This is a genomic window from Pseudoalteromonas sp. RWi3, assembly GCF_054960735.1.
The window spans coordinates 1-26,046 of the sequence record NZ_JBHNYL010000025.1 but is presented as its reverse complement, the minus strand read 5'-3'; the positions used below and the strand labels follow the sequence as shown (position 1 = coordinate 26,046).

Annotated in this window: 26 protein-coding genes; 5 read left to right on the top strand and 21 right to left on the bottom strand. The window is 40.0% G+C overall.

Translation table 11 applies throughout. From position 1 onward, the window contains the following. Window positions 1–44: 44 nt before the first annotated feature. Complete coding sequence (locus tag ACFI4Z_RS18300; protein ID WP_462671795.1) at window positions 45–2,321, bottom strand: acyl-CoA dehydrogenase; 2,277 nt, start codon at window positions 2,319–2,321, stop codon at window positions 45–47. A gap of 340 nt (window positions 2,322–2,661) precedes the next feature. On the opposite strand from ACFI4Z_RS18300, the gene ACFI4Z_RS18295 reads away from it, so the two are divergent. Continuing rightward, window positions 2,662–4,503, top strand: a complete 1,842-nt coding sequence (locus tag ACFI4Z_RS18295) for a M2 family metallopeptidase (RefSeq protein WP_462671794.1) — start codon at window positions 2,662–2,664, stop codon at window positions 4,501–4,503. Window positions 4,504–4,560: 57 nt separating this feature from the next. Here ACFI4Z_RS18295 and ACFI4Z_RS18290 read toward each other — a convergent pair whose 3' ends face one another. The 13 genes from ACFI4Z_RS18290 to ACFI4Z_RS18230 form a co-directional block, all read right to left on the bottom strand. After that, window positions 4,561–5,355: a putative porin gene (locus ACFI4Z_RS18290; RefSeq protein WP_462671793.1), complete on the bottom strand. Its 795-nt coding sequence runs from the start codon at window positions 5,353–5,355 to the stop codon at window positions 4,561–4,563. Window positions 5,356–5,572: 217 nt separating this feature from the next. Beyond that, complete coding sequence (locus tag ACFI4Z_RS18285; protein WP_394190324.1) at window positions 5,573–5,947, bottom strand: PH domain-containing protein; 375 nt, start codon at window positions 5,945–5,947, stop codon at window positions 5,573–5,575. Beyond that, window positions 5,947–6,858 (bottom strand): ABC transporter ATP-binding protein, encoded by a 912-nt coding sequence (locus ACFI4Z_RS18280; RefSeq protein ID WP_462671792.1) that lies wholly within the window; start codon window positions 6,856–6,858, stop codon window positions 5,947–5,949. Before ACFI4Z_RS18280 ends, ACFI4Z_RS18285 begins: the two co-directional genes overlap by 1 nt. After that, window positions 6,855–7,646, bottom strand: a complete 792-nt coding sequence (locus ACFI4Z_RS18275; RefSeq protein ID WP_462671797.1) for an ABC transporter permease — start codon at window positions 7,644–7,646, stop codon at window positions 6,855–6,857. Before ACFI4Z_RS18275 ends, ACFI4Z_RS18280 begins: the two co-directional genes overlap by 4 nt. A 149-nt stretch (window positions 7,647–7,795) precedes the next feature. Next, on the bottom strand, window positions 7,796–8,977 hold the full coding sequence (locus tag ACFI4Z_RS18270; protein WP_462671791.1) for a cystathionine beta-lyase: 1,182 nt from the start codon (window positions 8,975–8,977) through the stop codon (window positions 7,796–7,798). A gap of 15 nt (window positions 8,978–8,992) precedes the next feature. After that, window positions 8,993–9,916: an NAD(+) diphosphatase gene (nudC, locus tag ACFI4Z_RS18265; protein ID WP_462671790.1), complete on the bottom strand. Its 924-nt coding sequence runs from the start codon at window positions 9,914–9,916 to the stop codon at window positions 8,993–8,995. A 133-nt stretch (window positions 9,917–10,049) separates the two neighbouring features. Then, complete coding sequence (nagB, locus tag ACFI4Z_RS18260; protein WP_462671789.1) at window positions 10,050–10,844, bottom strand: glucosamine-6-phosphate deaminase; 795 nt, start codon at window positions 10,842–10,844, stop codon at window positions 10,050–10,052. A 214-nt stretch (window positions 10,845–11,058) separates the two neighbouring features. Next, window positions 11,059–12,198, bottom strand: a complete 1,140-nt coding sequence (nagX, locus tag ACFI4Z_RS18255) for a transmembrane glucosamine N-acetyltransferase NagX (protein ID WP_462671788.1) — start codon at window positions 12,196–12,198, stop codon at window positions 11,059–11,061. A gap of 65 nt (window positions 12,199–12,263) precedes the next feature. Beyond that, window positions 12,264–13,382 carry an N-acetylglucosamine-6-phosphate deacetylase gene (gene nagA, locus ACFI4Z_RS18250; protein ID WP_462671787.1) on the bottom strand — a complete coding sequence of 373 codons (1,119 nt, stop codon included), beginning with the start codon at window positions 13,380–13,382 and terminating at the stop codon, window positions 12,264–12,266. Then, window positions 13,382–14,296, bottom strand: coding sequence for an N-acetylglucosamine kinase (nagK, locus tag ACFI4Z_RS18245; RefSeq protein WP_462671786.1), 915 nt, complete (start codon window positions 14,294–14,296; stop codon window positions 13,382–13,384). The genes nagA and nagK overlap by 1 nt, the downstream gene beginning before the upstream one ends. A gap of 339 nt (window positions 14,297–14,635) precedes the next feature. Beyond that, on the bottom strand, window positions 14,636–14,848 hold the full coding sequence (locus tag ACFI4Z_RS18240) for a helix-turn-helix transcriptional regulator (RefSeq protein ID WP_462671785.1): 213 nt from the start codon (window positions 14,846–14,848) through the stop codon (window positions 14,636–14,638). A gap of 1 nt (window position 14,849) precedes the next feature. Continuing rightward, window positions 14,850–15,278 carry a hypothetical protein gene (locus tag ACFI4Z_RS18235; RefSeq protein ID WP_462671784.1) on the bottom strand — a complete coding sequence of 143 codons (429 nt, stop codon included), beginning with the start codon at window positions 15,276–15,278 and terminating at the stop codon, window positions 14,850–14,852. Window positions 15,279–15,417: 139 nt separating this feature from the next. Further along, window positions 15,418–15,936, bottom strand: coding sequence for a LabA-like NYN domain-containing protein (locus tag ACFI4Z_RS18230; RefSeq protein WP_462671783.1), 519 nt, complete (start codon window positions 15,934–15,936; stop codon window positions 15,418–15,420). 153 nt (window positions 15,937–16,089) lie between these two features. Between ACFI4Z_RS18230 and ACFI4Z_RS18225 the strand changes: the two genes are divergently transcribed. Then, window positions 16,090–16,716, top strand: coding sequence for a hypothetical protein (locus ACFI4Z_RS18225; protein ID WP_462671782.1), 627 nt, complete (start codon window positions 16,090–16,092; stop codon window positions 16,714–16,716). Continuing rightward, entirely contained in the window at window positions 16,713–17,459 is a 747-nt protein-coding gene (locus ACFI4Z_RS18220; protein WP_462671781.1) for a DUF3307 domain-containing protein, read from the top strand. The genes ACFI4Z_RS18225 and ACFI4Z_RS18220 overlap by 4 nt, the downstream gene beginning before the upstream one ends. A gap of 30 nt (window positions 17,460–17,489) precedes the next feature. On the opposite strand, the gene ACFI4Z_RS18215 is transcribed toward ACFI4Z_RS18220, so the two are convergent. Next, window positions 17,490–18,902 carry a DEAD/DEAH box helicase gene (locus ACFI4Z_RS18215; protein WP_462671780.1) on the bottom strand — a complete coding sequence of 471 codons (1,413 nt, stop codon included), beginning with the start codon at window positions 18,900–18,902 and terminating at the stop codon, window positions 17,490–17,492. Window positions 18,903–19,031: 129 nt separating this feature from the next. Here ACFI4Z_RS18215 and ACFI4Z_RS18210 point away from each other — a divergent pair, with 129 nt between their 5' ends. Then, window positions 19,032–19,445 (top strand): DUF1801 domain-containing protein, encoded by a 414-nt coding sequence (locus tag ACFI4Z_RS18210; protein ID WP_462671779.1) that lies wholly within the window; start codon window positions 19,032–19,034, stop codon window positions 19,443–19,445. Between the two features lie 27 nt (window positions 19,446–19,472). Here ACFI4Z_RS18210 and ihfA read toward each other — a convergent pair whose 3' ends face one another. The 5 genes from ihfA to ACFI4Z_RS18185 all read right to left on the bottom strand — a co-directional run bounded on the left by ihfA (window position 19,473) and on the right by ACFI4Z_RS18185 (window position 25,066). Then, window positions 19,473–19,772, bottom strand: coding sequence for an integration host factor subunit alpha (gene ihfA / locus ACFI4Z_RS18205; protein WP_002960690.1), 300 nt, complete (start codon window positions 19,770–19,772; stop codon window positions 19,473–19,475). A gap of 2 nt (window positions 19,773–19,774) precedes the next feature. Next, window positions 19,775–22,162: a phenylalanine--tRNA ligase subunit beta gene (gene pheT, locus ACFI4Z_RS18200; protein WP_462671778.1), complete on the bottom strand. Its 2,388-nt coding sequence runs from the start codon at window positions 22,160–22,162 to the stop codon at window positions 19,775–19,777. A 15-nt stretch (window positions 22,163–22,177) separates the two neighbouring features. After that, window positions 22,178–23,158 (bottom strand): phenylalanine--tRNA ligase subunit alpha, encoded by a 981-nt coding sequence (gene pheS / locus ACFI4Z_RS18195; protein ID WP_462671777.1) that lies wholly within the window; start codon window positions 23,156–23,158, stop codon window positions 22,178–22,180. Between the two features lie 142 nt (window positions 23,159–23,300). Continuing rightward, window positions 23,301–24,011 carry a DnaA inactivator Hda gene (gene hda / locus ACFI4Z_RS18190; protein ID WP_099295777.1) on the bottom strand — a complete coding sequence of 237 codons (711 nt, stop codon included), beginning with the start codon at window positions 24,009–24,011 and terminating at the stop codon, window positions 23,301–23,303. Further along, the gene (locus ACFI4Z_RS18185) at window positions 24,011–25,066 is read right to left on the bottom strand and encodes a DUF2066 domain-containing protein (RefSeq protein ID WP_462671776.1); all 1,056 of its coding nucleotides are present in this window, start codon (window positions 25,064–25,066) and stop codon (window positions 24,011–24,013) included. The genes hda and ACFI4Z_RS18185 overlap by 1 nt, the downstream gene beginning before the upstream one ends. A gap of 211 nt (window positions 25,067–25,277) precedes the next feature. Between ACFI4Z_RS18185 and ACFI4Z_RS18180 the strand changes: the two genes are divergently transcribed. Further along, window positions 25,278–25,895 (top strand): LysE family translocator, encoded by a 618-nt coding sequence (locus tag ACFI4Z_RS18180; RefSeq protein WP_462671775.1) that lies wholly within the window; start codon window positions 25,278–25,280, stop codon window positions 25,893–25,895. Window positions 25,896–25,958: 63 nt separating this feature from the next. On the opposite strand, the gene ACFI4Z_RS18175 is transcribed toward ACFI4Z_RS18180, so the two are convergent. Next, window positions 25,959–26,039: an IS3 family transposase gene (locus tag ACFI4Z_RS18175; protein ID WP_462671796.1), complete on the bottom strand. Its 81-nt coding sequence runs from the start codon at window positions 26,037–26,039 to the stop codon at window positions 25,959–25,961. Window positions 26,040–26,046: the final 7 nt, after the last annotated feature.

Sequence of the window (26,046 nt, the reverse complement as noted above, 5' to 3'; positions counted from 1 at the left end):
AGTATTTAGTTATAAAGCCTTTATTTTTAAAGGCTTTTTTCCTTTTAAAGTGTTCCTTTTGAAAAGTTATCTACCGCTATGGCTTGTTTCCTAAGCTCATTTGCGTCTTGTAGACGCCTACCCTCTTGCTCTGTAATCAGTTGTTTTTCAACTGCTTCATCAATTACTACTTCGACCGATGCATTACGATTTAAAACGCCCTCACGCTGCCACTTCTTTATACGTTTGAATGCATCAGCAGTGTCATTCATTGCTGCAAATGCTTGCTCCATTACACCTGTACCGGCATTATCATCAACATAGCATAAGTGAGTTAATCGATTTCTGAAAACGCCCGGCTTAGTCATATGCTCGCATATTGTTTGAGCTATATTATCACTAGGACGATGGTAATGATTACCCAGTGGGAAAACTATTCGTTTGAGTAAGAAATTAACGAATGGATTTGAAAAGTTTTTAAAGAAGCCATCAAACGCTTGCCCAATTTCAAATAAATTTCGCTCCACTGAATACTGAACAAATGCCAAGTCTGCTTGTTGTCGGCCTTCATCTTCAAACCGTTTTAGTACAGTTGAGGCAATATATAGGTGGCTCAACACATCACCTAAGCGTGCAGAAATCATTTCTTTTCGCTTAAGCTCTCCGCCTAAAATAAGCATAGCTACATCAGTGCAAAATGCTAATCCGCGACTCATTCTGCCTAACTGCTTATAATAGTTCGTTGTTGCGCCACTTACAGGAGACTTAGCAAAATAGCTTCGAGTCAGTCCATGTACAAACGCCATGCCTGCATTGGTACTGGCAAATATAATATGCTGTAACAACAACCCATCAAATTGCTTTAAAGCAAGCTCATCATCTTCCATGCCAGCCGCTTCCATTTCTTTAAGTACAAATGGGTGACAACGTGTTGCGCCTTGTCCAAAAATCATTAAATTACGTGTTAATATGTTGGCGCCTTCTACGGTTATAGAAACCGGGATCCCCATGTATCCATGAGCTAAATAGTTATTTGGCCCTACTTGAATACCCTTACCTGAGTGAATATCCATTGCATCATTCATCACGGTTCGCCCCATCTCTGTCATATGGTATTTCGCAATAGCTGTGACAACCGATGGGCTGAGTTTTAAATCAATTGCACCTGCGGTCATTAGTCGGCAAGACTCCAAACTATAAGTTAAGCCACCAATACGCGCTAACGCTTCTTGAACCCCCTCAAACTGCCCAATTGATAATCCAAACTGCTGTCTTACCATCGCATAAGCTGATGTCATGCGCGAACACAAATGCCCTGTAGCACTACTTAGCGCAGGAAGTGAAATACCGCGACCTGCACTGAGGCATTCAACCAGCATACGCCAGCCTCTACCAGCACCCTGCTGGCCACCAATAATCCACTCTAGTGGTATAAATACGTCTTTACCGTAAGTAGTTCCATTCATAAACGCCATATTAAGAGGATAATGACGCTCGCCGATTTCTACTCCGTCATGACCTGTGGGTATTAGCGCACAAGTTATACCCAGCTCTTTCTCTTTACTAAGCAAACATTCAGGATCGTACATTTTAAACGCAAGTCCAAGCACCGTAGCCACAGGTGCTAGTGTTATGTAACGTTTAGACCAGTTTAAACGAAGTCCAATTACTTGTTCACCGTTGAACTCACCTTTACACACCACACCAGAATCAGGAATACTGCCCGCATCGGAGCCTGCCTCAGGCCCTGTTAGAGCGAAACAAGGTACATCTTCACCCGTTGCTAATGATGGCAACCAACGTTCTTGCTGCTCTTTTGTACCATAGTGAAGCAATAATTCGCCTGGCCCTAAACTGTTTGGCACCATAACAGTAACGGCAGCAGTTAAGCTTTTAGTCGCAATTTTTGCCACTATGGTAGAGTTTGCAATAGCTGAGAACTGACGCCCGCCAAACTTTTCGGGAATAATCATTGCAAAAAAACCATTCACCTTGAGGTAATCCCAAACTTCTTTAGGCAAGTCTTTATCTTTTTGAACAATTTGATAGTCATCAAGCATTGCCAGTAATGTTTCTACTTCATTATCTAAAAATGCACGTTCCTTTTTACTTAACTCTGGCTTTGGGTAGCTGTGAAGCACTTTCCAGTCAGGGTTACCACTAAATAGTTCTCCATCCCACCAAACATCCCCTGCCTCCATAGCCTCCCGTTCTGTTTGTGACAATGGCGGCAGTACTTTTTTAAAAAATTTAAAGGCTGGGCGACTAATTAAGCTGATGCGGATATCTTTTACCGCAAATACAACTATCACCAAAACCAGTAATAAAATGAACACTGACATGGAAACGATCCTTTTCAATTGATGGAAATTAATTGTTTTAAGTATGACCGATCCTTTTATAAATACAATAAAACTATCATTCTCTGTATACACATATGCAAACAAAAACTTATACCTGTTCGCTCAATTAAGTGGTCTATTTTGAGAGTAAAAAAATGTTAATAGCTAGGCAAAAAATTCGCTATTTGGTTGCTCTAAATGAGCATTTTTTAACGCAGGTAGTGACACGTTAGCCCCCGCAAAATGATTAAGTATTATTGCTGATTAGTATTATATATTTTGCCATGCTTTAAGACACTGCTATCATCCATAGCGATAAATAACAAATATAAGGGTAAATATGACGACTCCACATTTTAAGCTCAGTCTTAGCGTATTAATGGTCACGAGTGCATTAGCACTATCAGGCTGTGACCAAAACACTTCTGAAAAACAACACTCTGTTGTTAGCACTTCCGTTAACGCAACTGATGCACAAGACTTTATAGATAAAACGGAACAAGAACTCAACGCACTGTATTTAGAATCAAGCCGCGCAGAATGGATTTACGCGAATTTCATTACTCATGATACCGCTGCACTTTCTGCAGAAGTAAACCGCAAGATGACGGAAGCGGTCGTGCGCCTTGCAAATGAAGCAGCTCAGTTTGATTCATTAGAGCTTGATTACGATGCCCGACGTAAATTAGATAAGCTAAAATTGGCACTCACATTACCAGCGCCTCAAGATGCAGAAAAAACAGCTAAACTATCACAGTTAGTGGCAGAGCTGGGTGGTATCTACGGCAAGGGTAAGTACTGCAAAGAAAGTGGTAATTGCCTAAGCTTAGGCGATATGACGGCAAAAATGGCAACCAGCCGTGATTACAACGAGCTACTTGATTTATGGCAAGGCTGGCGTCAAGTGTCTAAACCAATGCGACCTCTTTATGAGCAACAAGTAACCTTAACGAATGAAGGCGCTAAAGAGCTTGGTTACGCTGATACCGGCGCTATGTGGCGCAGCAAGTATGATATGCCTGCAGATGATTTTGCCAATGAACTTGATCGTATTTGGGGACAAGTTAAACCACTTTATGATTCATTACATTGTCATGTTCGTGCAAAACTAGGCGAAAAATACGGTGAAGATAAAGTACCGCAAGATCAACCAATCCCTGCACATTTATTAGGTAATATGTGGGCACAAACATGGGGGAATATTTATGATGTTGTTGCCCCTGAAAATGCAGATCCAGGTTATGATGTAACAGCATTACTCGCTGAACATAATTATGATGAACTAAAAATGGTTAAAGGCGCGGAGAAGTTTTTTACTTCAATGGGGTTTGCCCCCCTTCCTGAGACGTTTTATCAACGCTCACTATTTACCAAACCACAAGACCGTGATGTGCAATGCCATGCATCAGCGTGGAATATTGATAGCAAAGACGACCTTCGTATAAAAATGTGTATCCAACGTACAGGCGAAGAATTTTCAGTTATTCACCATGAATTAGGCCATAACTTTTATCAGCGCGCGTACAACACACAGCCACTTTACTATCAAGAAAGTGCTAACGATGGGTTTCATGAAGCCATTGGCGATACAATTGCGCTCTCTGTTACACCAGGATATTTAAAAGAAATTGGTTTATTAGAGCAAGTACCTGACGAATCAAAAGACATTGGTTTATTAATGAAAATGGCACTAGATAAGGTCGCTTTCATTCCATTTGGTTTACTTGTAGATCAGTGGCGCTGGAAAGTGTTTTCAGGTGAAGTACCGCCAGCAAACTACAACCAAGCTTGGTGGGATTTACGTCAGAAGTATCAAGGTATTCAAGCACCCATAACTAGAACAGAAGCTGATTTTGATCCAGGTGCAAAATACCACGTACCGGGCAACACACCTTACACTCGCTACTTCTTAGCACATATTCTTCAATTTGATTTCCACCGCAGTCTGTGTGAAATTGCTGGTAACGAAGAAGCGATTCACCGTTGTTCAGTTTACAATTCTAAAGCGGCGGGCGAAAAGCTCAATGCCATGCTTGAAATGGGCTCAAGCCGCCCATGGCAAGAAGCACTTGCAACAGTAACAGGTAAATCAGAGATGGATGCGACAGCACTACTCGATTACTTTGCACCGTTACAAGCGTATTTAGATAAGCAAAACAAAGGCCGTCAATGTGGTTGGTAGCTTTTAACTATTGAATAAAAAGCCCGCTTCTGCGGGCTATTTTTAATATGTAAAAGATTAAAACTGTAAACTTACATTTGCAAAGTAAGCATCATAATCTGAATCATCCCAGTTATTCGCGTAACCCGCTTTCAAACCTACGTTCTTGTTGAAGAAGTGTTGTGCACCAAAGCTGTAGTCATCATTTTTGTCAAACGTAACAAATGCCGATGTAGCTTTAGAGAAATAGTAGTTAGAGCCTAACTTCCATGAGCTACCTGAGTTGTCAGTGTCTGAAATAGTTCCTTCAACTGTTAGGTAGTTACCTCGTTGAAGATCCATGAAGTATTTAGCATTTACGGCACGGTAATCAAAATTATCATCACTGGTTAGCGTAAAGCCAATGTAATCTGTGCTATTAAGCTCATGATTGTAAACAAGATCAAACATAACTTGATTTTCATTATCTTCGATATCGTAAAAAGTGGCTTTTAATAACACGTTTGGATTGAAGAAATAGCCTGCTGACACATTAAATTGATCAATGCTTGAAGCAAAGTCAGAATCATAATTGGTATAACCTGCACCAAATACAAAGTCTTTAATATAGTATTCGCCACCAATTGTAGCTACATCATTAAAATCATCATCGCTGTATGCACCATAAACATTAGTTTGCTTATTGATATACTCGAATTGGTCGTAAGGACCTAAAGTCGTTTTTGGAGAGAAGTAATACGTAGAATCAATGCTCACTTTGTCATTGCCATCAGTATCCATATATCCTAAATGGCTAATTGACTGATAGTTGTCCGCAGCAGTCGCGGCGCTTGAAAGAAGAATACTTGAGATAATAACTGCTAATTTTTTCATAATTAGATTTCCCTATTTACATGGTTACATTGCTGTTTTGCCTAACCTGTTGGTTAAGACGTGGGCATGCTAACGCGGGAAAACTGAATCGAAACTTAACCAAGTCATTGTTTACATTGAACTAATTGTAAACAATTGTAGGAAAATGTAAATAAAAAAATGCCAGCTTAGAATAAGCTGGCATCAAAAAAGGTAAATAGCTATTTATTTCAGCTAATTACAATGCATAAGTAGCGATTATTTTGTAAACTTCATTAATATTATCGCCCGCTTTAAAATCTTTACTAATTGGGGTGGGATCTGAACCAACCCAAATTTTAAGCTCTGCATCTAAGTCAAAATGCCCTGCACTTTCTTTACTAAACTTAGTTATTTTAGAATAGCCAATACTCAGCATTTCAATTTTTGAGCCTGTCACACCTTGTTTATCAATAAGAATAAGACGCTTATTTGTGAAGATAAACATGTCGCGAACGACTTTGTAAGCTTTTTCAACTTGTTCTCCATCAACCAATGTATTACTAAGAACTTCTTCTAAATCGTCATCTTCGACTTCACTAGCATTGCCCATTAATCCACTTAATAAACCCATTACGCTTTCTCCTGTGTAAAAATTTGATTTTCCAAGGTATGGCCATTTACTAACTGGCGGTAGCGCCAACCTTGCTGATTACAAAAATTAAGTAACTCAATATCAATTTGCTTTTCAGATTTTTGATATTCAATCACATATTCTTTAGCTTGGCTCATATAAACTCGGGTAACCCCCGGTAAGCTAAGTAACCCTTGTTCGACGTCAGTATAATTATCTGCAAAGAGTATAGTCATAAAACGCTTTGCTTGAAGCTCTGACGATTTCGCTTGATGTTCTATCAGCTTACCTTTATCTAGGTGTAACACATGGTTACATAAGCGCTCTAATTCTGTTAAATCATGAGAGCTGAGGATAAAGGTCGCTTCATCACTTAAGTTAGCTACCAGCTCTCTGACTTCTCGAGCATGAATTGGATCAAGCCCAGCGGTTGCCTCATCAAGCATCACTATTTGTGGCTTACCAATGAGTGATTGGCCTATAGTTACGCGCTTTCGCATGCCATGAGATAAGTCATCTGAACGCTGGTGAGCTACTTCAGACAAGCCAACTAAATCAAGCACTCGCAATGCTTCTGACTTACTTGTACCTGCAGACAAGCCTTGAAGTTGTCCGTAAAAACTAAGTTGATGCACGATACTAAAACGAGGGTCTAGCTGAGCATCTTGAGGTAAGGCACTTAACTTACCAAATAATTCGCTACTGCCAGGATTACTGCCTAGAATACTTAATTGGCCTTGCGAAGGTAAAATATAACCACATAACAAACTAAATAATGTTGTTTTCCCCGCTCCATTAGGACCAACTAGGGCAACGGGTGCCCCTTGCTGTATTTCGAAACTAACGTCATCGAGCGCTAATTTACTACCATAACGCTTTGTTATCGCTTGCGCGTGTATCAATGTACTCATAACGAACTCCTAACAAAAATACGTTGAGCGATAAACAACAACACAACACTTTGAATAACGGGAATACCTAAGCTATTAAGTAGATTCGAATTCTGCCCCGCGACTTGGCTTATTTGAACCCCTGGGAATATATAATCAAGCAAAGCAAACATAGGTACTTGCCATGTTAGAATACCCACCGCAATGTTCCCAACAGCAAAAAATAGCACAGCTAATACAATCGCTAACCGTGCTGAGCTTGCAAACGTATTTATTAAAGTCATTAAGGCTACAAATGGCATAACTGTAATTAGTAAATAAAATAATATGATAGCACCACGGTTTATCCCACCACCAAGCAAAGCAACATCACGAAATGCCATTACAGCCAATGTTGCAACCAATGTGACTGTTAAGAGCGCTGCTAAAATAAGTACTTGCCCAATAAAACGGCCCAATAAGATTTCTGAGCGGGTTGCTCTTAGTGTTAAGAATCGTAATGTTCCACGATGTTTATCTCCAACAATTTGGTCACTACATAAAAATAAACAAAATAACGGAAAACTATACAAAGCAATTAACCAATACATAGCCAGTTCCGCTTCAGGCCATTGAAGTAATTTACTTAACCCAATTGCCCCAAATACTTGCTTAGCAAGTTCAGCCATTTCAGGCGAACTTACAATACTTACCGCTTGCCCTATGGGATAACGTAAAATTAATAGCCAACAAATAGTAAACGCAGCCACGGCTAACAAGCCACGCTTTGTCAAAAATAATCGAACAAGTTCAAACTGTGCAATTTTCATTAATCGCTGTGGATGTAATTGTGTCACAGGTTTTCCTTTTAAGGTCTCAATATACCCACATTAAGTGCAAACGTGTTGAATTACTAGCAAAAAAAAGCTCACTTTAGGTGAGCTTTGTAACAATAAATTAAAATGTAACATACTTACATTTAAAGATGCTGTTTGTAGACATCAAGAGCTTGAGCTAAGTCCGCTATTAAATCTTCAACATCTTCAAGGCCAATGTGTAAGCGAATTACTGGGCCTTTTTCCCATCCGGATGCAGAACGAAGATTTTTCATCGTCAAATTAGCCGTTATCAAGCTTTCAAATCCACCCCATGAGAATCCCATTTTGAAATGATGTAAGCTATCTAAAAAGGCATTGATTGCGTGCTGGTTACCTTCTTTCATTACAAAAGAAAATAAACCATTGCTACCATCAAAATCACGTTTGAAGAATGCATGCCCTGGGCACGTCTCAAACGCTGGATGACGGATATGATCCACCAAATGATGCTGCTCTAACCATTTAGCGACCTCAATAGCTGCTTTTTCATGTTGATTCAAACGAACAGCCATTGTTCTGAGGCCTCGCAGTGCTAAATAAGCGTCATCGGCAGAGGTGCATTGGCCCAATAAATAAGATTGCTCTCGCAACGTAGGCCAATACTTTTTGTTCGCAACCGCAACGCCCATCATGACATCTGAGTGACCCACAATGTATTTAGTTGCAGCTTGAATACTAATATCAACACCATGTTCTAATGGGCGGTAATGTAAGCCGTTTCCATAAGTGTTATCAAGCATCGTCATTACACCGTGCTCATTTGCAACAGCAACCATTGCAGGCACGTCCTGAATTTCCATGGTAATAGAGCCTGGCGACTCTAAAAAGAGCACTTTTGTATTTTCTTTAATTAACGATTTGATGCCCGCACCGATAGTCGCAGGGTAATAAGTTGTCTCAACACCAAAACCAGTTAATATTTTATCGCAAAAATCGCGCGTTGGTTCATAAGCAGTATCGACCATTAAAATGTGATCGCCCGCTTTTAAAAACGCAAGTAAGGCACTGCTAATAGCAGCCGCACCGCATGGGTAAAGCGCACACCCTTCGCCTCCTTCAAGTTCAGTGATTGCCTCTTGAAGTGCAAAATGGGTCGTAGTGCCTCGACGTCCATAAAAAAGTGTTTTATCGCCGCGTTTTTTTGCCGCATTTTGTAATTCTTCAACTGAATCGAATACAACTGTTGATGCGCGTTGCACAACAGGGTTTACAACACCATGAGTGTAAGTTTTTTTCCTACCACTGCTGACTAATTGTGTGTTTATGTTGTTTTTTCTAGTCATTATTAATCCTTAAATTTAATCTTTTTTATCAAGCCAACGGTTTATTAAGTAGCGAGAGATTGAATCTGTTCGAGGTAACTTTAGGTGCTCGCCCTCTTCATGCCAATTACCAAATTGCCTTACCTCTTCGCGGCTGAACCACTTTGCATCCTCTAGCTCATCTTTATCAACTTGAATATGTTCTGTTACTGCCTCAGCTATGAACCCCAGCATAATTGATGAAGGAAATGGCCAAGGTTGAGAGGCTATATAATGTACATTGTTAACAGTAATGCCGGCTTCTTCCATCACCTCACGCGCAACGGCTTGCTCTAACGTTTCACCTGGATCTACAAAACCAGCTAATGATGAAAACATACCAGGAGCCCAAGTCGCTTGTCGTCCTAACAAACAACGTTCAACACCATCTGAAAATGTGTGTGTGACGACCATGATCACGGCCGGATCTGTGCGCGGGAATGTTTGATGTTTGCACTCTGGGTTTGTGCATAACCGGGAGTGACCCGCTTCAATTAACTCATTACTAGAACCACATCTCCCACAAAATTTATGGGTTGTATGCCAATAACATAGCCCTCGTGCTAGAGCAGCCATGGAGCCATGCTGTAAGTCAACTTGGGCACCATGACGGCGAATATCGACAAATTCAGCGTCTTTGGTGATATTTAATAAATTTGCTTCATCTAGCTCGCTGACATCTAATGCAAAATGACTAATATTTTGTTTATCAAGTCCTAAGAATATCCCCTTGCTTAAATCAAGGTGACTTACGCTCTGCGCTGATAAAAAAGTAACGGTTACGCTGTTTAGGTCGAACAAGGTACGATTATTATGCACCAGTAACCATCGCGCTTGATCATTATTTTGCGCTGATAACCATACTGGGTCCTTTCGCAAATTTGATGCTCGGTCTAATGCCATATGGCTGTAATTTAGCATGCTCGCCCTTTTTGATGTTTAGATGGCTAAAATTAACATATCACTACATTAAACCCAATTGATAAATCGACAAAAAATAGGCAAAAAAAAAGCCCATAGGGCTTTTTTGAACACACAATAAATTTTGTTCTAATTACAGGCTAGCTAGTTTAGCCTGTAACTTTTGATTTTCAGTTTCAATATGCTGATAAAATTCTAAATCTTCTAACTTACTTGCCGCTGCTTTATCGATAACTATCACTGCATCTCTATGAAGCTGCAGTGCAGATGCTGGGCACTTAGCCATTAAAGGCCCCTCTACCATAGCAAGTACAGCGTCCGCTTTATTTTCACCTGTGGCCAGTAGTACAACTTTTTTTGCTTCTAAAATTGTACCAATGCCCATGGTAATAGATAAATGAGGTTGATATTCATCTGCTTTAAAAAAGCGTGCGTTGTCTTCAATCGTTGCCTTAGTCAGTGTTTTAACACGAGTACGAGATGTTAAACCCGACGATGGCTCATTAAAACCAATATGGCCATTACGCCCAATGCCTAGCAGCTGTACGTCAACACCACCAGCATCGCAAATTTTTGTTTCATACTCATGACATGCTTCAATTGGGTTTTGGGCATCGCCGGGAGGCACAAAGGTATTATCTTTATTAATATCAACATGATTAAACAGTTGTTCATTCATGAAATAACGATAGCTTTGAGGATGCTCGCCTGTTAGCCCTAAGTATTCATCAAGGTTAAACGTAGTGGCATGAGAAAATGAAATTTCTCCAGCTTTATTCTTACTGATTAATTCTTGGTATAAAGCAACAGGTGTTGAACCCGTCGCTAAACCGAGCACTGACGTAGGCTTTTTTTGTAATTGTTTTGCGAAGATATTTGCGCCATACGCCGCTACGGCTGCCGCATCATTTAAAATGACTATTTGCATATTTAGTTTGCTCAGTTTAATTAGTTGATGAAAAAATGGGATCTAAAACCCAACTCCACGTGCAATCGAATTGGGCCTTAGATCAAACCTAACTGGGATACATCAGTCTAGGTCAATACCATTATGACAACGCTGTCATTATTACCATTTAGATACGTTTTGTAAAGTAAAAGTGAATAAAAAAATTACATTTTTTGTACCCAGCTATAAAACGTCAAACACTAACAAATATTTTTCGCTTGTACATCCAATGTAATACAAGCATTTGAACCAATAATAACGCCAGTACTGCAAGTAATGGCTGCCAGTTAGAGCTCACTGCCGCAATGAAGCCCCCAAATACACTCAAACTAATATACTCCCAATTTACTAAGCTAGAAGCTAGATATATGATGATCGAGTTTGCTCCAATTATTACAAATGGGTAAGCTAATTTTTGCCCATTTAAAATATCTACCAATGCATAAAAAATAGCGAGTAAAATAGCACTCCAACCCACGGTGACTAAAACAAATGAACTCGTCCAAAGCTCTTTATTAACCGGAAACTGTAAATCCCAAAGCCAACCAAGGCACACACTCAAAACACCACTGGCAAATAAAATACCCGCTACTTTCCATTCGCCTAACTTGCTCGCTTTAGCAATTAGCTGTCCAGCAAACACCCCTATCATTGCATTAACAATAGCTGGAATACTTGAAAGCACGCCTTCAGGATCTACCGCTCTATTTTGATAGCTAATTCCAGGTAATAAGTACCTATCAAACCATGCATTCCAGCTACCTGAAGCACTTAAATCACCCGCACTGCCACCAGGAACTGGAATAAAGCTCATTAGAACCCAGTAACCTAGTAATAGACCTGCAGCAGTCAATGCCTGCGTACGTAAGCTGGTATGCCAGACCAACATTGCACAAAAGAACCAAGCGATTGCGATTCGCCCTAGTACACTTGCATAGCGAATTTCATCCAGTGCCAAAGGAATACCGGTACCCCACCCGTGGTTGTACATAACACCTAATGCACACAGTAAAAATAACCGTTTAATCGCTTTTCGGTAAAAGACCTTTCGTTCGCTCCATGGCAGATGATCAATGCGCTTTGGTGCAAGACCCATAGCGACACCTGACAAAAAGATAAATAACGGAAAAATCAAATCGTAAAATGTAAAACCATGCCATTCACTGTGTAATGTATGGGCCTCAAATACTTTCCAGCCAGTCCAGCCTGTAAGCACGAATAAAGCGGCGAAAATAGATTGCCCGCCTAAAATCCAAAACATGTCCATACCACGAAGTGCATCCAATGATGCTAAACGCTTTTTGACTGGTTTTGTTGATGTTTGTGTTGTCATAATTTACCTACTTTTAAAACAAAAAATCCCCGCGATACTACGGCGGGGTTTTTTCCAGGGAAACGTTAAATTGCTTTACCGGCAATATAAGTTGCTTTGACATATTGGTGCTCATCAAGCACTACAAAATCTGCATCAAAACCATCAAGTAAGCGTCCTTTTTTCTTAAGGGCTAAGTATTGTGCGGGATAAAGAGAAGCCATCCTTAAACTTTCAGCTAGGCTAACATCTAAAAAATTAACAGTGTTTCTTACAGCACTTGCCATATCAAGTACACTACCCGCAAGTTCACCTGTACTAGAATTCAATCTATCGCCAGTTCTGATCACTTTTCGGCCATCAAAAAAATCAAACTCCATATCGTCAGTTCCTACAGGAGGCATAGCATCGGTAACTAACATTATTTTTCCGCGCTGCTTTGTTCTGATTGCAAGTTGAGCGGATAATGGATGAACGTGGTGACCGTCAACAATTAATCCACACCAGCTGTTATCATGCCAAAGCGCGGCACCAACAACGCCAGGTTCGCGAGACGTAAATGCAGACATTGCGTTATACAAGTGAGTAAAGCCATCAGCCCCTGCATTTAATGCTGCCATGGTAGTCGCATAATCAGCATTGGTATGACCTATAGATACTTTTACGCCGCACTCAACCAAACGTTCGATATCATTGATGCTGACATTCTCAGGTGCTAGCGTCACCATTTTAATACCCAAGTCTTGTCGAGCATAAATCGCAAACTCTTGTTCGCTAATTGGGCGAATAAATTGCTCACTATGCGTGCCTTTTTTAGGAAATGACAAGTGTGGGCCTTCAAAATGAATCCCCAATACACCAGGCACACCTTCGTCAATCGCTTTAGCTGTTGCATCGGCTGCCGCTTGCATGATTTCAACTTTATCGGTAATAAGGGTAGGCATCAAAGCGGTGCTACCAAATTGGCCATGAGCTTTGGCTATTTTATCTAGGCATTCTGGTGTTTGGTCAGCATTAAAAAAAGCCCCCCCTCCTCCATTAACTTGAACGTCAATAAAACCTGGGGCAACTAAACCCTCTAGTTCAATAACCTCGGTGGTAACTGCATCTTCTAATCGAAATACACCTTGCTCAACACTAAACAACGCATCATCGATAAAATTTTCACCCGTAAATAAACACTCAGCACGATAAAATGTTTTCATTACATACCTACCTTTTGGTTTTGCTCTAATACAGCCTGCTGAGCAAAATAGATTGCTCCCATTTCAGGGGGTTGGATAGGTGCCTCAACAAGCTTAGCAACCGCTGGGTCTAACCATTCATTAAGAGGTTCAGCAAGGCCACCAATCATTGATAATCTCGGCGGATTATTCTCAAGTAAACGTTTAGCCAATGAACTAATATATTCAGCACCTTCTTTGACAATATTAAGTGCTATTTCATCATTCTTTCTTGCAGCATCAAAAACGTATCGTGCAAGCTTTGCGTAACTACTTGAAGGCTGCCCAGCCATTTGCTCGGCAATTCCCATAGCACAATCTGTATTAAAGTGATCTTTGACAACATTAGTTAGCGCGGTTTTCGAACCTAAACCGTCTAGGTCAACCAATACAGCTTTGACTGCTTCTAGTCCCATCCACGCACCGCTGCCTTTATCGCCTAAAGCAAACCCATGACCGCCATAATTAACAGACTCACCTTTAACATGGGAAAAACCACAAGAACCTGTACCAGTAATTATTACAGCACCGTCATCTCCATCATGTGCGCCAATGCATGCCGTGTGCAAATCAGTAGTTAAAAACATTTGTTTGAAAGGATGTTCCCACTCGTTAATTTTGTCGTATAGGGTTGGGAGATTAACACCGGCTAATCCTAAGCCAGCATAAATTTGGTGAATACTTTCTAGTGGAAGACCGGCATCACGCATTGCAAGTTGAGTTGACACCATAATTGACTCTAACGTGCGCTCTAAACCATGTAATGGATTCGCGGGGCCACCAAGACCAGTTCCTAATACACCGTTTTTAGCGGAGTATATAGTTGCACGGCACTTTGTTCCGCCACCATCGATACCAATAAACAATTGGTCCTCATTCGCACTTTTAGCCATCATTTAACGACCTCTAACCTTCGTTTTGTATTTGTATTAACCGCACTTTTTTATTATACGAATGCGATTCGCCCTCAACCCATGTTGAATTAATGTTACACAACAAATGACAGCGTTGTCATTATATTTTTTATAAAAATTCACATATCTTTTATATTTAATCGTAATTATCTGAAATAAATAAATATTTAATAAAAGAGAAAAATACTTTTTCGAGTTTGGTACTGCCAACTTACGCCAAACAGTACCTTATATGTATACGGAAAATCCAATTGATGACACATTAGAGTAAACAGTCTACGTATTTATCAATAATGAATTTCTAAATAAAATAGTAAACCTTTATGCCTCGTATTGAAATATATTTTCTAGCGGTTGCCCAAATACCGCTGCAATTTTAAATGCCACTTCCAATGAAGGAGAATACCTAGCCGCTTCTATTGCCGCAATAGTTTGGCGCGTTACGCCTACGAGATCAGCCAACTGCTGCTGAGTCATCTCATTATGGTGAAATCGTTGGGTTCTAATTGTATTTTTGATTGCTAATTTTGCCATTTCAACCTCTGTGCAGTAACCATGCTTCAACTGCAGCGCCAATTACCTCGCTCAACAATGCTGCTATCACTAATTGATGTATAGGGCTCATTGGTATTGGGTAAACTTGGTCAACCAATTGAGCAAAAACAGCATTTACAACACCCAGTTGTAAAACAAATAAGCTCACACTTTTACCCTTCAATGCGATTGCTTGTTCACGCTCATCTTTAGGCTGGTTAGCGTATTTTGTGTTAAACGCAGCTAAAATACTATGCATAATTACCAGCATCACGACCGTCTGAACCGCCAACTCAATTAGTAATCCACTGGCAAGTGTTGGATTCATTTGTGCCTCAGGGGTCATCGATAGCACGCCTTGTAAATAATTGAACAGCAAAACTAGCGTAATCACTGCTTCTAATAACCTTGTTTTTTGTGTGTAACTCATTTTTTACTCCTAGTGTAAAGAATAACATTCTTCATGTTAAATATACTTAACATGGCTTACTATAGGAGCACACAGCTCCAATGTCAAATATTATTAACATGGAGACAAATTTCTTTTGCATCATGTTCGCATAGCTTTTTTATAGTAATAATGAGTGATCGATACAGTAAAAATGCTCAGCACTTTGCTTTAACGCATCAGCAGTTAATTTATCTGCGCCATATACAACAGCGGGAACATTATATTTATGCTCCAAATGACCCAGTAATAGCGCAAAATCACCATCACCAGAGAGTAAAATAACACGATCAAGTTTTTTTCCATGCTCAAGCATATCGATAGTGATGCCTACGTCCCAATCACCTTTAGCACTGCCATCTTTACGCTGAATAAACGGTTTAAGCTTTACCTCAAAACCAATTGCCCGCAAGATATTTTGAAATTGTGATTGCTTATCATCACCTCGATAAATAGCGTAAGCAAAGGCGCACTCAATGTCGTAACGTTCACTCACGTGTGCCCAAAAAGCATTGTAATCAAAATTTTTGCCATAACTTTGCCGGCAGGTGTAATATATATTTTGCACGTCGACAAATATTCCCACTCTGGGTTTTGAAGCTATCTGCGATTTAACTAACGACTCTGATGATTGCGACATAATAGGCTCTTCAATTAAGTTTTGAACAATGTAGCATAGTTAACTTGAAAAAAAGCTAAAAGTAACCTAGATTGGTTACTTATTAACAAGTAACCGAATTTGGTTACATAACAAAAAGTAACTCATATAGGTTACATTAGCTAGGTGAGAATAATGATTGCAGTCATTACTGGCGATTTGATCAAGTCACAAAAAATTCCGCAACATCAATACGATGATATGCTTTACCAGCTAGATCAAAGCTTACGTTTTATTACAAACAAATTTAATGGCCAATTTAGTATTTATCGCGGTGATGCCCTACAAATACAATTACCTGATCCAACTGATGTATGCAGTGCAGCCGTATTGCTTTACTTACAGCTAAAGTCAGCCAATTATTCATTACGTCAAAGCCTTGCTGTTGGGGGGCTTGATAACCCCCGCGCTGATATAAAAACAGCCACGGGCTCTGCGTATACGCTCTCTGGCCAAGGCTTAGATATAATGAATCAACTGCTAATATTGCAAATTGAGCATTGTCCGCTTGATACAAGCTTTGCGCTTAATATAGATTTAATTGATGTACTGCTCGATAAAATGAGCCAAAAGCAAGCCAATGCGTTATTTTACTATTTAACCACAAACAATAACAGCCATAGCGAGCTTGCCAAGGAGCTTAAAACCAGTCGTGAAAATGTAACTAAGTTACTTAATTTAGCACATTACCAACTCATAGAACGCTTTTTGAATTACAGCAAACATGCTATTGAACAACAGCTCAAAGGAGTGACAACGTGAGCTTTTATCTATTATTAACAGCACTTGTTATTGCTCATTTACTTGCAGATTTTTATTTGCAACCAATGAGCTGGGTACATGATAGAAACACACGACATTTTAAAGCAAGTAAGCTTTACTTACATGTTTTAATGCACTGCCTAGTCAGCGCTCTCATTATTGCTATATGGGAATACTATTATGGTTGGGGTGACTGGTTAAACATAACAATTGCGACGGTAGTGATTGCAATCACCCATTATTTTATTGATATTGCCAAGTCGTACTCAAATAAAGGGGTGATCCCTTTTGTACTCGATCAATGTGCCCACTTTATTGTGATTGTCATAGTCGCGGTGTGGCTTGCTGATAATCACGACTTTTACAACCAACTAGTAAAGCAGCTTATTACCCTTAATAATTTAATTATACTCACAGGCTATTTATTAGTGCTTAACCCAAGCTCAGTATTTATTCGCATGGCACTTGAGCGTATCACCAATGGCTTTTCTACATCAGGCAGCATTCCGGCTGCTGGGCATAGTATAGGTATATTAGAGCGAGTTTTAATGCTGACATTTATTTTATTAGGTGAGTATGCAGGTGTTGGCTTTTTACTAGCGGCAAAATCTATTTTTCGTTTTGGTGATTTACGTGCCAGTGAAGAAAAGCAACTCACTGAATATGTAATGCTAGGTACTTTGTTAAGTGTGACAGTGACACTATTTATCGGTTTAACTATTAACTTATTAACTACACAATAAAACGCGCCATTAAGGCGCGTTATGTATTAGTTAAGCGTTTCCCTGAGAGCCACCATTACTTGGCCTACGACGGCGCTGTGAGTTACCACCAACGGACTGACGTTTTGCCCATGGATTTTGTTGCTCTCCCTCGCCTTTAGCTGCAGGCTTTTTAGAGCCACCACGGCGTGGTCCAGTACCATTACCACCATTATTGGACTTTTTGCTGTTCGGTTTACTGCTGTCTGATTTAGGTTTATTAAATGGCTGCTTTTTCTTTGCTTTTTTAGCTGGCAGTGGGCGTGCATCGAGGGCACGCTCAGCAACAGGGTTGCTTGGTTCAAAGCCTTCCACTTGAGCACGTGGGATTAACTCGCCAATAAAACGTTCAATACCATATAAATCTACCGCATCTTCCGTTGTTACAAATGAAATAGCGTGACCAGATGCACCTGCACGACCCGTGCGACCAATACGGTGAACATAATCCTCATATACATTAGGTAAGTCGTAATTCACAACGTGTGGAAGCTCAACAATATCTAAACCTCGTGCAACAATATCTGTTGCAACAAGTACACGGACTTCACCGCTTTTAAAACCTTCAAGAGCTTTCACTCGTGCGCCTTGAGATTTATTACCATGGATTGCTGCACCAACAATACCATCACGCTCAAGTTGCTTAACTAAACGGTTAGCACCATGTTTAGTGCGACTAAATACCAATACTTGCTGCCAATCGTTACTACGAATTAAATGACTTAGCAACGCTGTTTTACGCGCTTTATCTACGGCGTAAACACTTTGCGTCACACTTTTTGCAGTCGTATTTTTTGCAGCTACAGATATTTCTACAGGATCGTTAATTAATCCTTTTGCCAACGCGCGAATATCATCAGAAAATGTTGCTGAAAACATTAAATTTTGGCGCTTTGCCGGCATTTTTGCTATTAAGCGTTTAATGTCATGAATAAAGCCCATATCTAGCATACGATCAGCTTCATCTAAAACCAGCACTTCAACATTATCGAACTTAACTGCATTTTGGTTATGTAAGTCAATTAAACGCCCTGGTGTTGCAACTAAAATGTCTACTCCTTTACGTAGACGCTGCATCTGTGGGTTAATTTTAACACCACCATAAACCACAAACGAGCTAACACCTGAATGCTTAGCATATTCTTCAACATTTTCGCTTACTTGTAATGCAAGTTCACGAGTTGGTGTCAAAATAAGTGCCCGTACATGATTAGATTTAGCTTTTTGTCCTTTTGACAAAGACTCAATAAGCGGTAAAGTAAAACCTGCTGTTTTACCCGTACCAGTTTGCGCAGCAGCCATTACATCGCGACCTTCAATAATCGCAGGAATGGCCTGAGCCTGAATTGGTGTTGGCGTTTCATAGCCCTTTTCTAAAACTGCATTAACTAAAGACTGTGATAAACCTAACCCATCAAAACTCATATAAACTCTCTTTTAAATAAGGCCAAAGTGGCCAGTTGCGCGCATTATACCGATCGTGACCAATAATGCATTGAATATTCACAGTACCGTCTCTATGCTAAATAGATATTTGTAGTCTAGGGCATAAAAATGGCGTTAAAAACACAAGTAAATCAAATCACTTTAGAAAAATGTTTAGCACATATAGATCCTAAGCGTTTAGAGGATACACACAGGCTAATTGCCCTTTTTGAAAAAATAACGCAAGAACCTGCGCTTGTATGGGGAAAAGATATAATTGGTTTTGGGTGTTATCAATATAAATACGATTCAGGTCAAAGTGGAGAATGGCCATTGACTGGCTTTTCACCGCGCAAGACAAAACTATCCATCTATATTATGCCCGGGTTTGAGAGTGATGAAATAGCACCGCTGCTAAATAAACTAGGTAAGCACAAAACTGGGAAGAGTTGTTTGTATATTAGCAATTTAAACAATATTGATTTAAACGTGCTAGAACAAATCATCGCACTGTCGGTAAAACAAATGAAAGTTAAATATTAAAAAAAAGGCAGCTTGCGCTGCCTGTTTTTATTTTGCTTTGCTTGTGCCTACTTCGACACGAGTCTTTAATTTCTGACCCGGCCTAAAAGTGACCACTCTACGCGCCGAAATAGGAATATCTTCCCCTGTTTTCGGATTACGCCCTGGCCTTTCTTTTTTGTCACGAAGATCAAAGTTACCAAATCCAGAGAGCTTAACCTGCTCGCCTTTTTCAAGCGCTGAGCGGATTTCTTCAAAAAACGCTTCAACTAAATCTTTGGCATCTTTTTTATTGATCCCGAGTTTTTCAAATAGGTGTTCAGCTATGTCGGCTTTAGTAAGCGCCATATCTAGTCCCTCAACGATGCATTAAACTGTTCGGCCAGTGCGGCCACCACATTATCAACTACCTGATTGATATCTTTCTCTTCGAGTGTTCTATCAACCGCCTGCAGTGTTAGAGCAATCGCCAAACTCTTATAATTTGGCTCAATACCTTTGCCCTTATACACATCGAATAAGTTTAGGTCAACCAATTGATTTCCGCCAACTTTTTCTATCACTGATAAAATGTCGCCAGATTTCACCTGTTCTTCCACTAAAATAGCGATGTCGCGGCGGTTTGAAGGGAACTTAGATACCCCTACAGCTTCAGGTAAATTTCTTTTTTCAATTGCTGACATTTCAATTTCAAACACATAAGTTGCATTATTAATGTCTAATGACTTTTGCACTTGAGGGTGAACAGCACCAAAAAAACCTACTTTTTTACCATCAACGTAGATAGCTGCAGATTGACCTGGATGTAAACCATCAGACTGCTCTGCTTTGATCTCAAAACGATTTATATCATTGGTTAATGAAAGTAATGCTTCAACATCACCTTTTAAATCATAAAAATCAACATTACGTTTTTCTTCAACCCAATGTTCACCATGAGCAAGACCGGTGATTACACCACCGATAACAGCCACTTGGTTTACGCCATTCTCTGCATTTTCATCGCGTAAGAACTTAAGCCCATGTTCGAATAAACGAATGCGAGGCTGTTGACGGTTTTGGTTATATACCAATGATGCTAACAATCCTGGCATTAAACTTACACGCATAGCAGACATATCACTTGAGATCGGATGCGGTAAAATAAGTGCATCACTGTCTGGGTGTAAAATTGTTTGCGCTTTTGGATCAACGAAGCTGTAAGTGATGGCTTCTTGATAACCACGTGTCACAAGTGCATTACGAAACTTATTAACGCCAATGGTTGCTTCGTTATGCGTAGTCATTTTCAATTTAGCTGTTGGTGCTACATTTGGAATACTGTTGTAACCAAATACACGCGCCACTTCTTCAATTAAATCTTCTTCAATGCGAATATCAAAGCGGTAGCTTGGTACATCAGCACTCCACACACCATCAACAATTTTCACATCAAGACCTAAGCGAGTAAGAATATCCGTTACTTTTTCATCATTAATGTGATGGCCTATTACACGGTCTAGACGTTCACGGCGTAGGCGTACTTCTGTTACTTTTGGTAATTTATCTTTAGCAACGGCTTCAACGACTGGGCCTGCTTCACCACCTACAATATCAAGTAATAATGCAGTGGCACGTTCCATGGCATCATGTTGTAGTGCAAAATCAACACCACGCTCATAGCGGTGTGATGCATCTGTATGTAGGCCGTAGCTACGTGCTTGACCTGCAATTGCAACTGGGTTGAAAAACGCGCTTTCTAACAAAATATCAGCGGTTTTTTCTGTTACGCCTGATTGCTCGCCACCAAAAATTCCGGCAATTGCCAAGGCTTTATTATGATCGGCTATTACTAAGGTTGATTCATTTAGCTTTGCAGTGTTGCCGTCAAGTAGAACAAGTTCTTCACCTGCATTTGCACTACGAACTTTAATACCGCCTTCAATTGCATTTAAATCAAATGCATGCATTGGATGGCCCAGCTCAAGCAGTACAAAGTTGGTTACATCAACCACAGGGTCGATTGAACGAATACCACTGCGACGTAGCTTTTCTACCATCCAAAGCGGTGTTTCTGCATCAAGGTTAATGCCTTTAATTACACGTCCTAAATAACGAGGACAAGCATCTTCATTAACGAGCTCAATTGATACTTTATCGTCAATTGTGGCTTTAACTACTGGAATTTCTAGCGCTTTAACATCAATACTGTTAAGTACACCTACTTCACGAGCAATCCCTTTTATACCTAAGCAGTCACCACGGTTAGGCGTTAAATCAACATCGATGATATTGTCATCTAGACCTAAATATTCACGTAAATCAGTGCCAACAGGCGCATCTAATGGCAATTCCATAATGCCATCGCCCTCTTCGCTAATACCTAGCTCAACAAAAGCACATAACATGCCGTGAGATGGTTGACCACGAAGTTTGGCTTTCTTAATTTTAAAGTCACCCGGTAATACAGCACCTACAGTTGCTACTGCAACCTTAATACCTTGACGACAGTTTGGTGCGCCACACACAATATCAAGTAGCTCATCGCCACCAACATTGATTTTTGTTACACGTAGTTTATCTGCATCAGGGTGTTGACCACATTCAACCACTTCACCAACTAGAACACCGTTAAACTCGGCAGCCGCTGGCTCTACAGCATCTACTTCAAGTCCGGCCATCGATAGCTGTTCCGAAAGAGCCTGCGTGTCAATTGCAGGATTAACCCACTCTCTTAACCACTTTTCACTAAATTTCATTTTATATCTTCACTCTTAACGGAACTGGTTCAGGAATTTTAAATCGTTTTCGAAAAATGCACGTAAATCATTTACGCCATAGCGCAACATGGTTAAACGCTCTACACCCATACCAAAGGCAAAACCGGTGTATTTTTCAGGGTCAATACCCACTGATTTAAGTACATTAGGGTGAACCATGCCACAACCTAACACTTCTAACCATTTACCATTTTTACCCATTACATCCACTTCAGCCGACGGCTCTGTGAACGGGAAGTAAGATGGGCGGAAACGAATTTCCATATCTTCTTCAAAGAAGTTACGTAAGAAGTCGTGCAAAATACCTTTAAGCTCTGTGAAGCTTACATCTGTATCAACCATTAGGCCTTCAACCTGATGGAACATAGGTGTGTGTGTTTGGTCATAATCATTACGATAAACGCGACCCGGAGAAATAATTCTCAGTGGCGGCTGTTCAGTTTCCATAGTACGTATTTGTACACCACTTGTTTGGGTGCGCAATACAAGCTTTGGATTGAAATAGAAGGTATCGTGATCAGCACGTGCAGGGTGATGTTCCGGAATATTTAGCGCATCAAAGTTATGAAAATCATCCTCAACTTCAGGACCAGACTTAACCTCAAAGCCAAGTTCACCAAAAAAGCTTTCAATACGCTCAATTGTACGTGTAACTGGGTGAAGGCCACCAGTAGGCATAACGCGCCCTGGTAGTGTTACGTCAATTGTTTCTGCGGCTAGTTTTTCTTCAAGAGCTTTACTGGCAAGTAACTCACGCTTATTGTTAATAGCGGCTTGTACATCTTGCTTTGCTTGATTGATAACTTGACCGGCTTCTTTACGCTCTTCAGGCGCAATTTTACCAAGCGTTTTTAATAAACTGGTGATTTCGCCCTTTTTACCAAGATAATTAACCCTGATATCTTCAAGCTGCGCGATTTCATTCGCACTGGCAACAGCCTCAAGTGCTTGCGCTAATATATTTTCTAAGTTCATTCGATACCTGATCTTTCACAGAAGGTGATTACAATTTTGTTGACTAATGATAACTGAAAGCAAGGACTAGATTCTAGGCTTTATACTAATCTTATTGAATTCTTTCTGATTAACTTACCCTGAAAAGCAAGGAAATAGCTTTTTAAAGCTTTAATGCAGATTTTATGAAGGGAATTGTGAGTTTTCGCTGCGCAGCCATAGAAGCATGGTCAAGCTTATCCAACACATCTAATAGCGCTCTCATATCACGGCTTAAGCGTGTTAATAAAAAGCGAGCACACTCATCGGTGAGTTCAAGCCCTCGCATATTTGCACGCTTAACTAAGGCCTCAGCCTTATCATCATCACTCATTGAACGAATTTGAAATGTAGTCCCCCACTTTAATCTCGACACTAAATCAGGGAGTGTAATATTGAGCATGTCAGGCAATAAATCTGCTGTGACAACTAAGCATTTTTTCGGTTCACTAAAACGATTGAAGAAATTAAATAAAGCTTTTTCCCAAGCATCATTGCCAGCAACTAAATGAACATCATCTATACACAATACATCGAGCGATTCGAGACCCTCAAGTACAATCGGACCAAAATCAATTACTTCACGCATAGAAAGAAGCATGGTTGACAGACCTCGCTCCTGAGCATGGATGCAAGTTGCATAAAGTAAGTGTGATTTCCCAGAATCTCCCAGACCACATAGATATGTGTATTGAAAAGAAGTAGCTAATGTATTGAATGCACTTTTAAGGTGACTAACCTCAAGCGAGTTTTCACCACCAAAGTATGAGGCAAATGTTTCATCATCTGGCAGTGTAACTGGCAGTGCCATTTGCACTGGCTCAACTGCCTTCATTATTTACCGACCCAAATATATTCAAGATTGCTTTGTGAACTTATATGATAAAAAGCACGCGGATCAACAAACGCTTCAAATGCACGATCAAGCTCCAGAGCTTTTTTAAAATCTTTAACCGAACCTGTATGATTAACTTCAAAATAGATAGTTTCTTTATCTCTTGAGCGAATAACTAAGTCAGTCACAACACTTAAGCTTTCTAAACGTCGTTTTGCAAGTTCAATGTCAACAAAGCTCTGCGTACCCTTAAGTTTAAAGAGCGCTTTCGTTAAGCTATTTGCAGAACTAGGATCAACTGCATATTCAGCAGCTAATCCTGCAGCTAAGGTATCAATCATTAATGCGATAGTTTGCTGCTTATCCCCTGTTAAGCGATTAGCTTCAAATAAATCATCATTTGTAAAACGCCAGTCAAGTACCCAATTATCGTTACTTTCAGGCTTGTAAAGTCTAGCGGTAATGCTTCTTTCTGCTGTGTATCGACTTGATGCCTGCTCTACAGGCTCAGAGAAATTCCCCCACACCTCAGGAATACCAACAATAGCTCTATCTTGAAGGTCAAGTAAGGGCACAACAACCGGCAAACCTCTTCGCGAAGCAGTATCGTATATAAGTTGTTCTAACTGTGGATAGCTCTCTTGTGTAACGAGCTCTCTACGCCAGTTATCTTCAATTGCTAGCCAAATAGCGACTAGTGGGCGACGAGTGCCCCAAAGTGGTAAATTTAATTCTTTGATTAATGCATTTATCTTATTAGCTTCAAACTTAACAACTAGTTTAAGCGTTCCATCCGCTTTCTCGTCATATTCAAACTTAAGCATGTAGTCAGATATATCTTTACTACGTTGTTTTGCCAACGCGTTTTGATCAGCATTTGGATCACCACTGACCTTCACCAAAACATTCAATAGTGCAGCACGGCTTGCTGTTAAGCGCGCATCTCGGGATTTATCTTCAACTTTGAGTATATCTTGATACAGATCAGTCACTTCTACAGCTTTGATTGAAAAGCTGAAGAATATAGCAGTAAGTAAAATTAATAATCTAGACACAGGCCATTAGTTCTTGGTTTTAAACTAAATCGATCCTAATTCAAAGCACCGCACAAAGCAAAAATATATTCAAAATACCATTCAACATAAACTTAATTATAGTCGTTACGCATTAAATTTTTATTTACACCTATAAACATACCTATTTTCTTGTTCTAGAGAGTAAGTTCTTGATATTGTTTTAGCATGATAACCTGCAATGAGTAATTTGATGTTTGATTTAGCAATACTAGCGGTATTTATACCTACATTCTTTTTTGTATCAATCACACCGGGTATGTGTATGACACTTGCAATGACACTCGGCATGAGTATTGGTGTCAGGCGGACTATGTGGATGATGATAGGAGAGTTACTGGGTGTAGCCTTAGTTGCAATGGCTGCCGTGTTGGGCGTGGCAAGTATCATGCTAAATTACCCGCAAGCATTTTCAATCTTAAAATGGGTCGGTGGGGCATATTTAGTTTATATAGGCATAAGCATGTGGCGCGATAAAGCTAAGCTCGACCTAAGCAGTCAACAAAAAAGTAAAGTAAGCCGCAAAGCATTATTTAGCCAAGGTTTCATTACAGCCATCGCCAACCCAAAAGGCTGGGCTTTTATGATTTCGCTACTGCCGCCTTTTATTAATATTGACTATGCTATTGCACCTCAACTGAGTATTTTAGTTATCGTAATACTTGTTAGTGAGTTTGTATGTATGATGGCATATGCAACTGGCGGCAAAAGTTTACGCATATTTTTAAGTCGCGGCGATAATATAAAGTTTATGAACGCAATCGCTGGCAGCTTAATGATAGCAGTCGGTGTATGGCTGGCTGTTGGGTAAAAAAGGTCAAAGGTCAAAGGTCAATGATCTGTGATCTGACCCCACTAAAGTAGACACGGGGTTTTAATTTATTGATTCATATTGCATGGGGCTCACATTGCCTAACGTTCCATGCATTCTCACTGAGTTGTAGTAATTCTCAATATAAAGA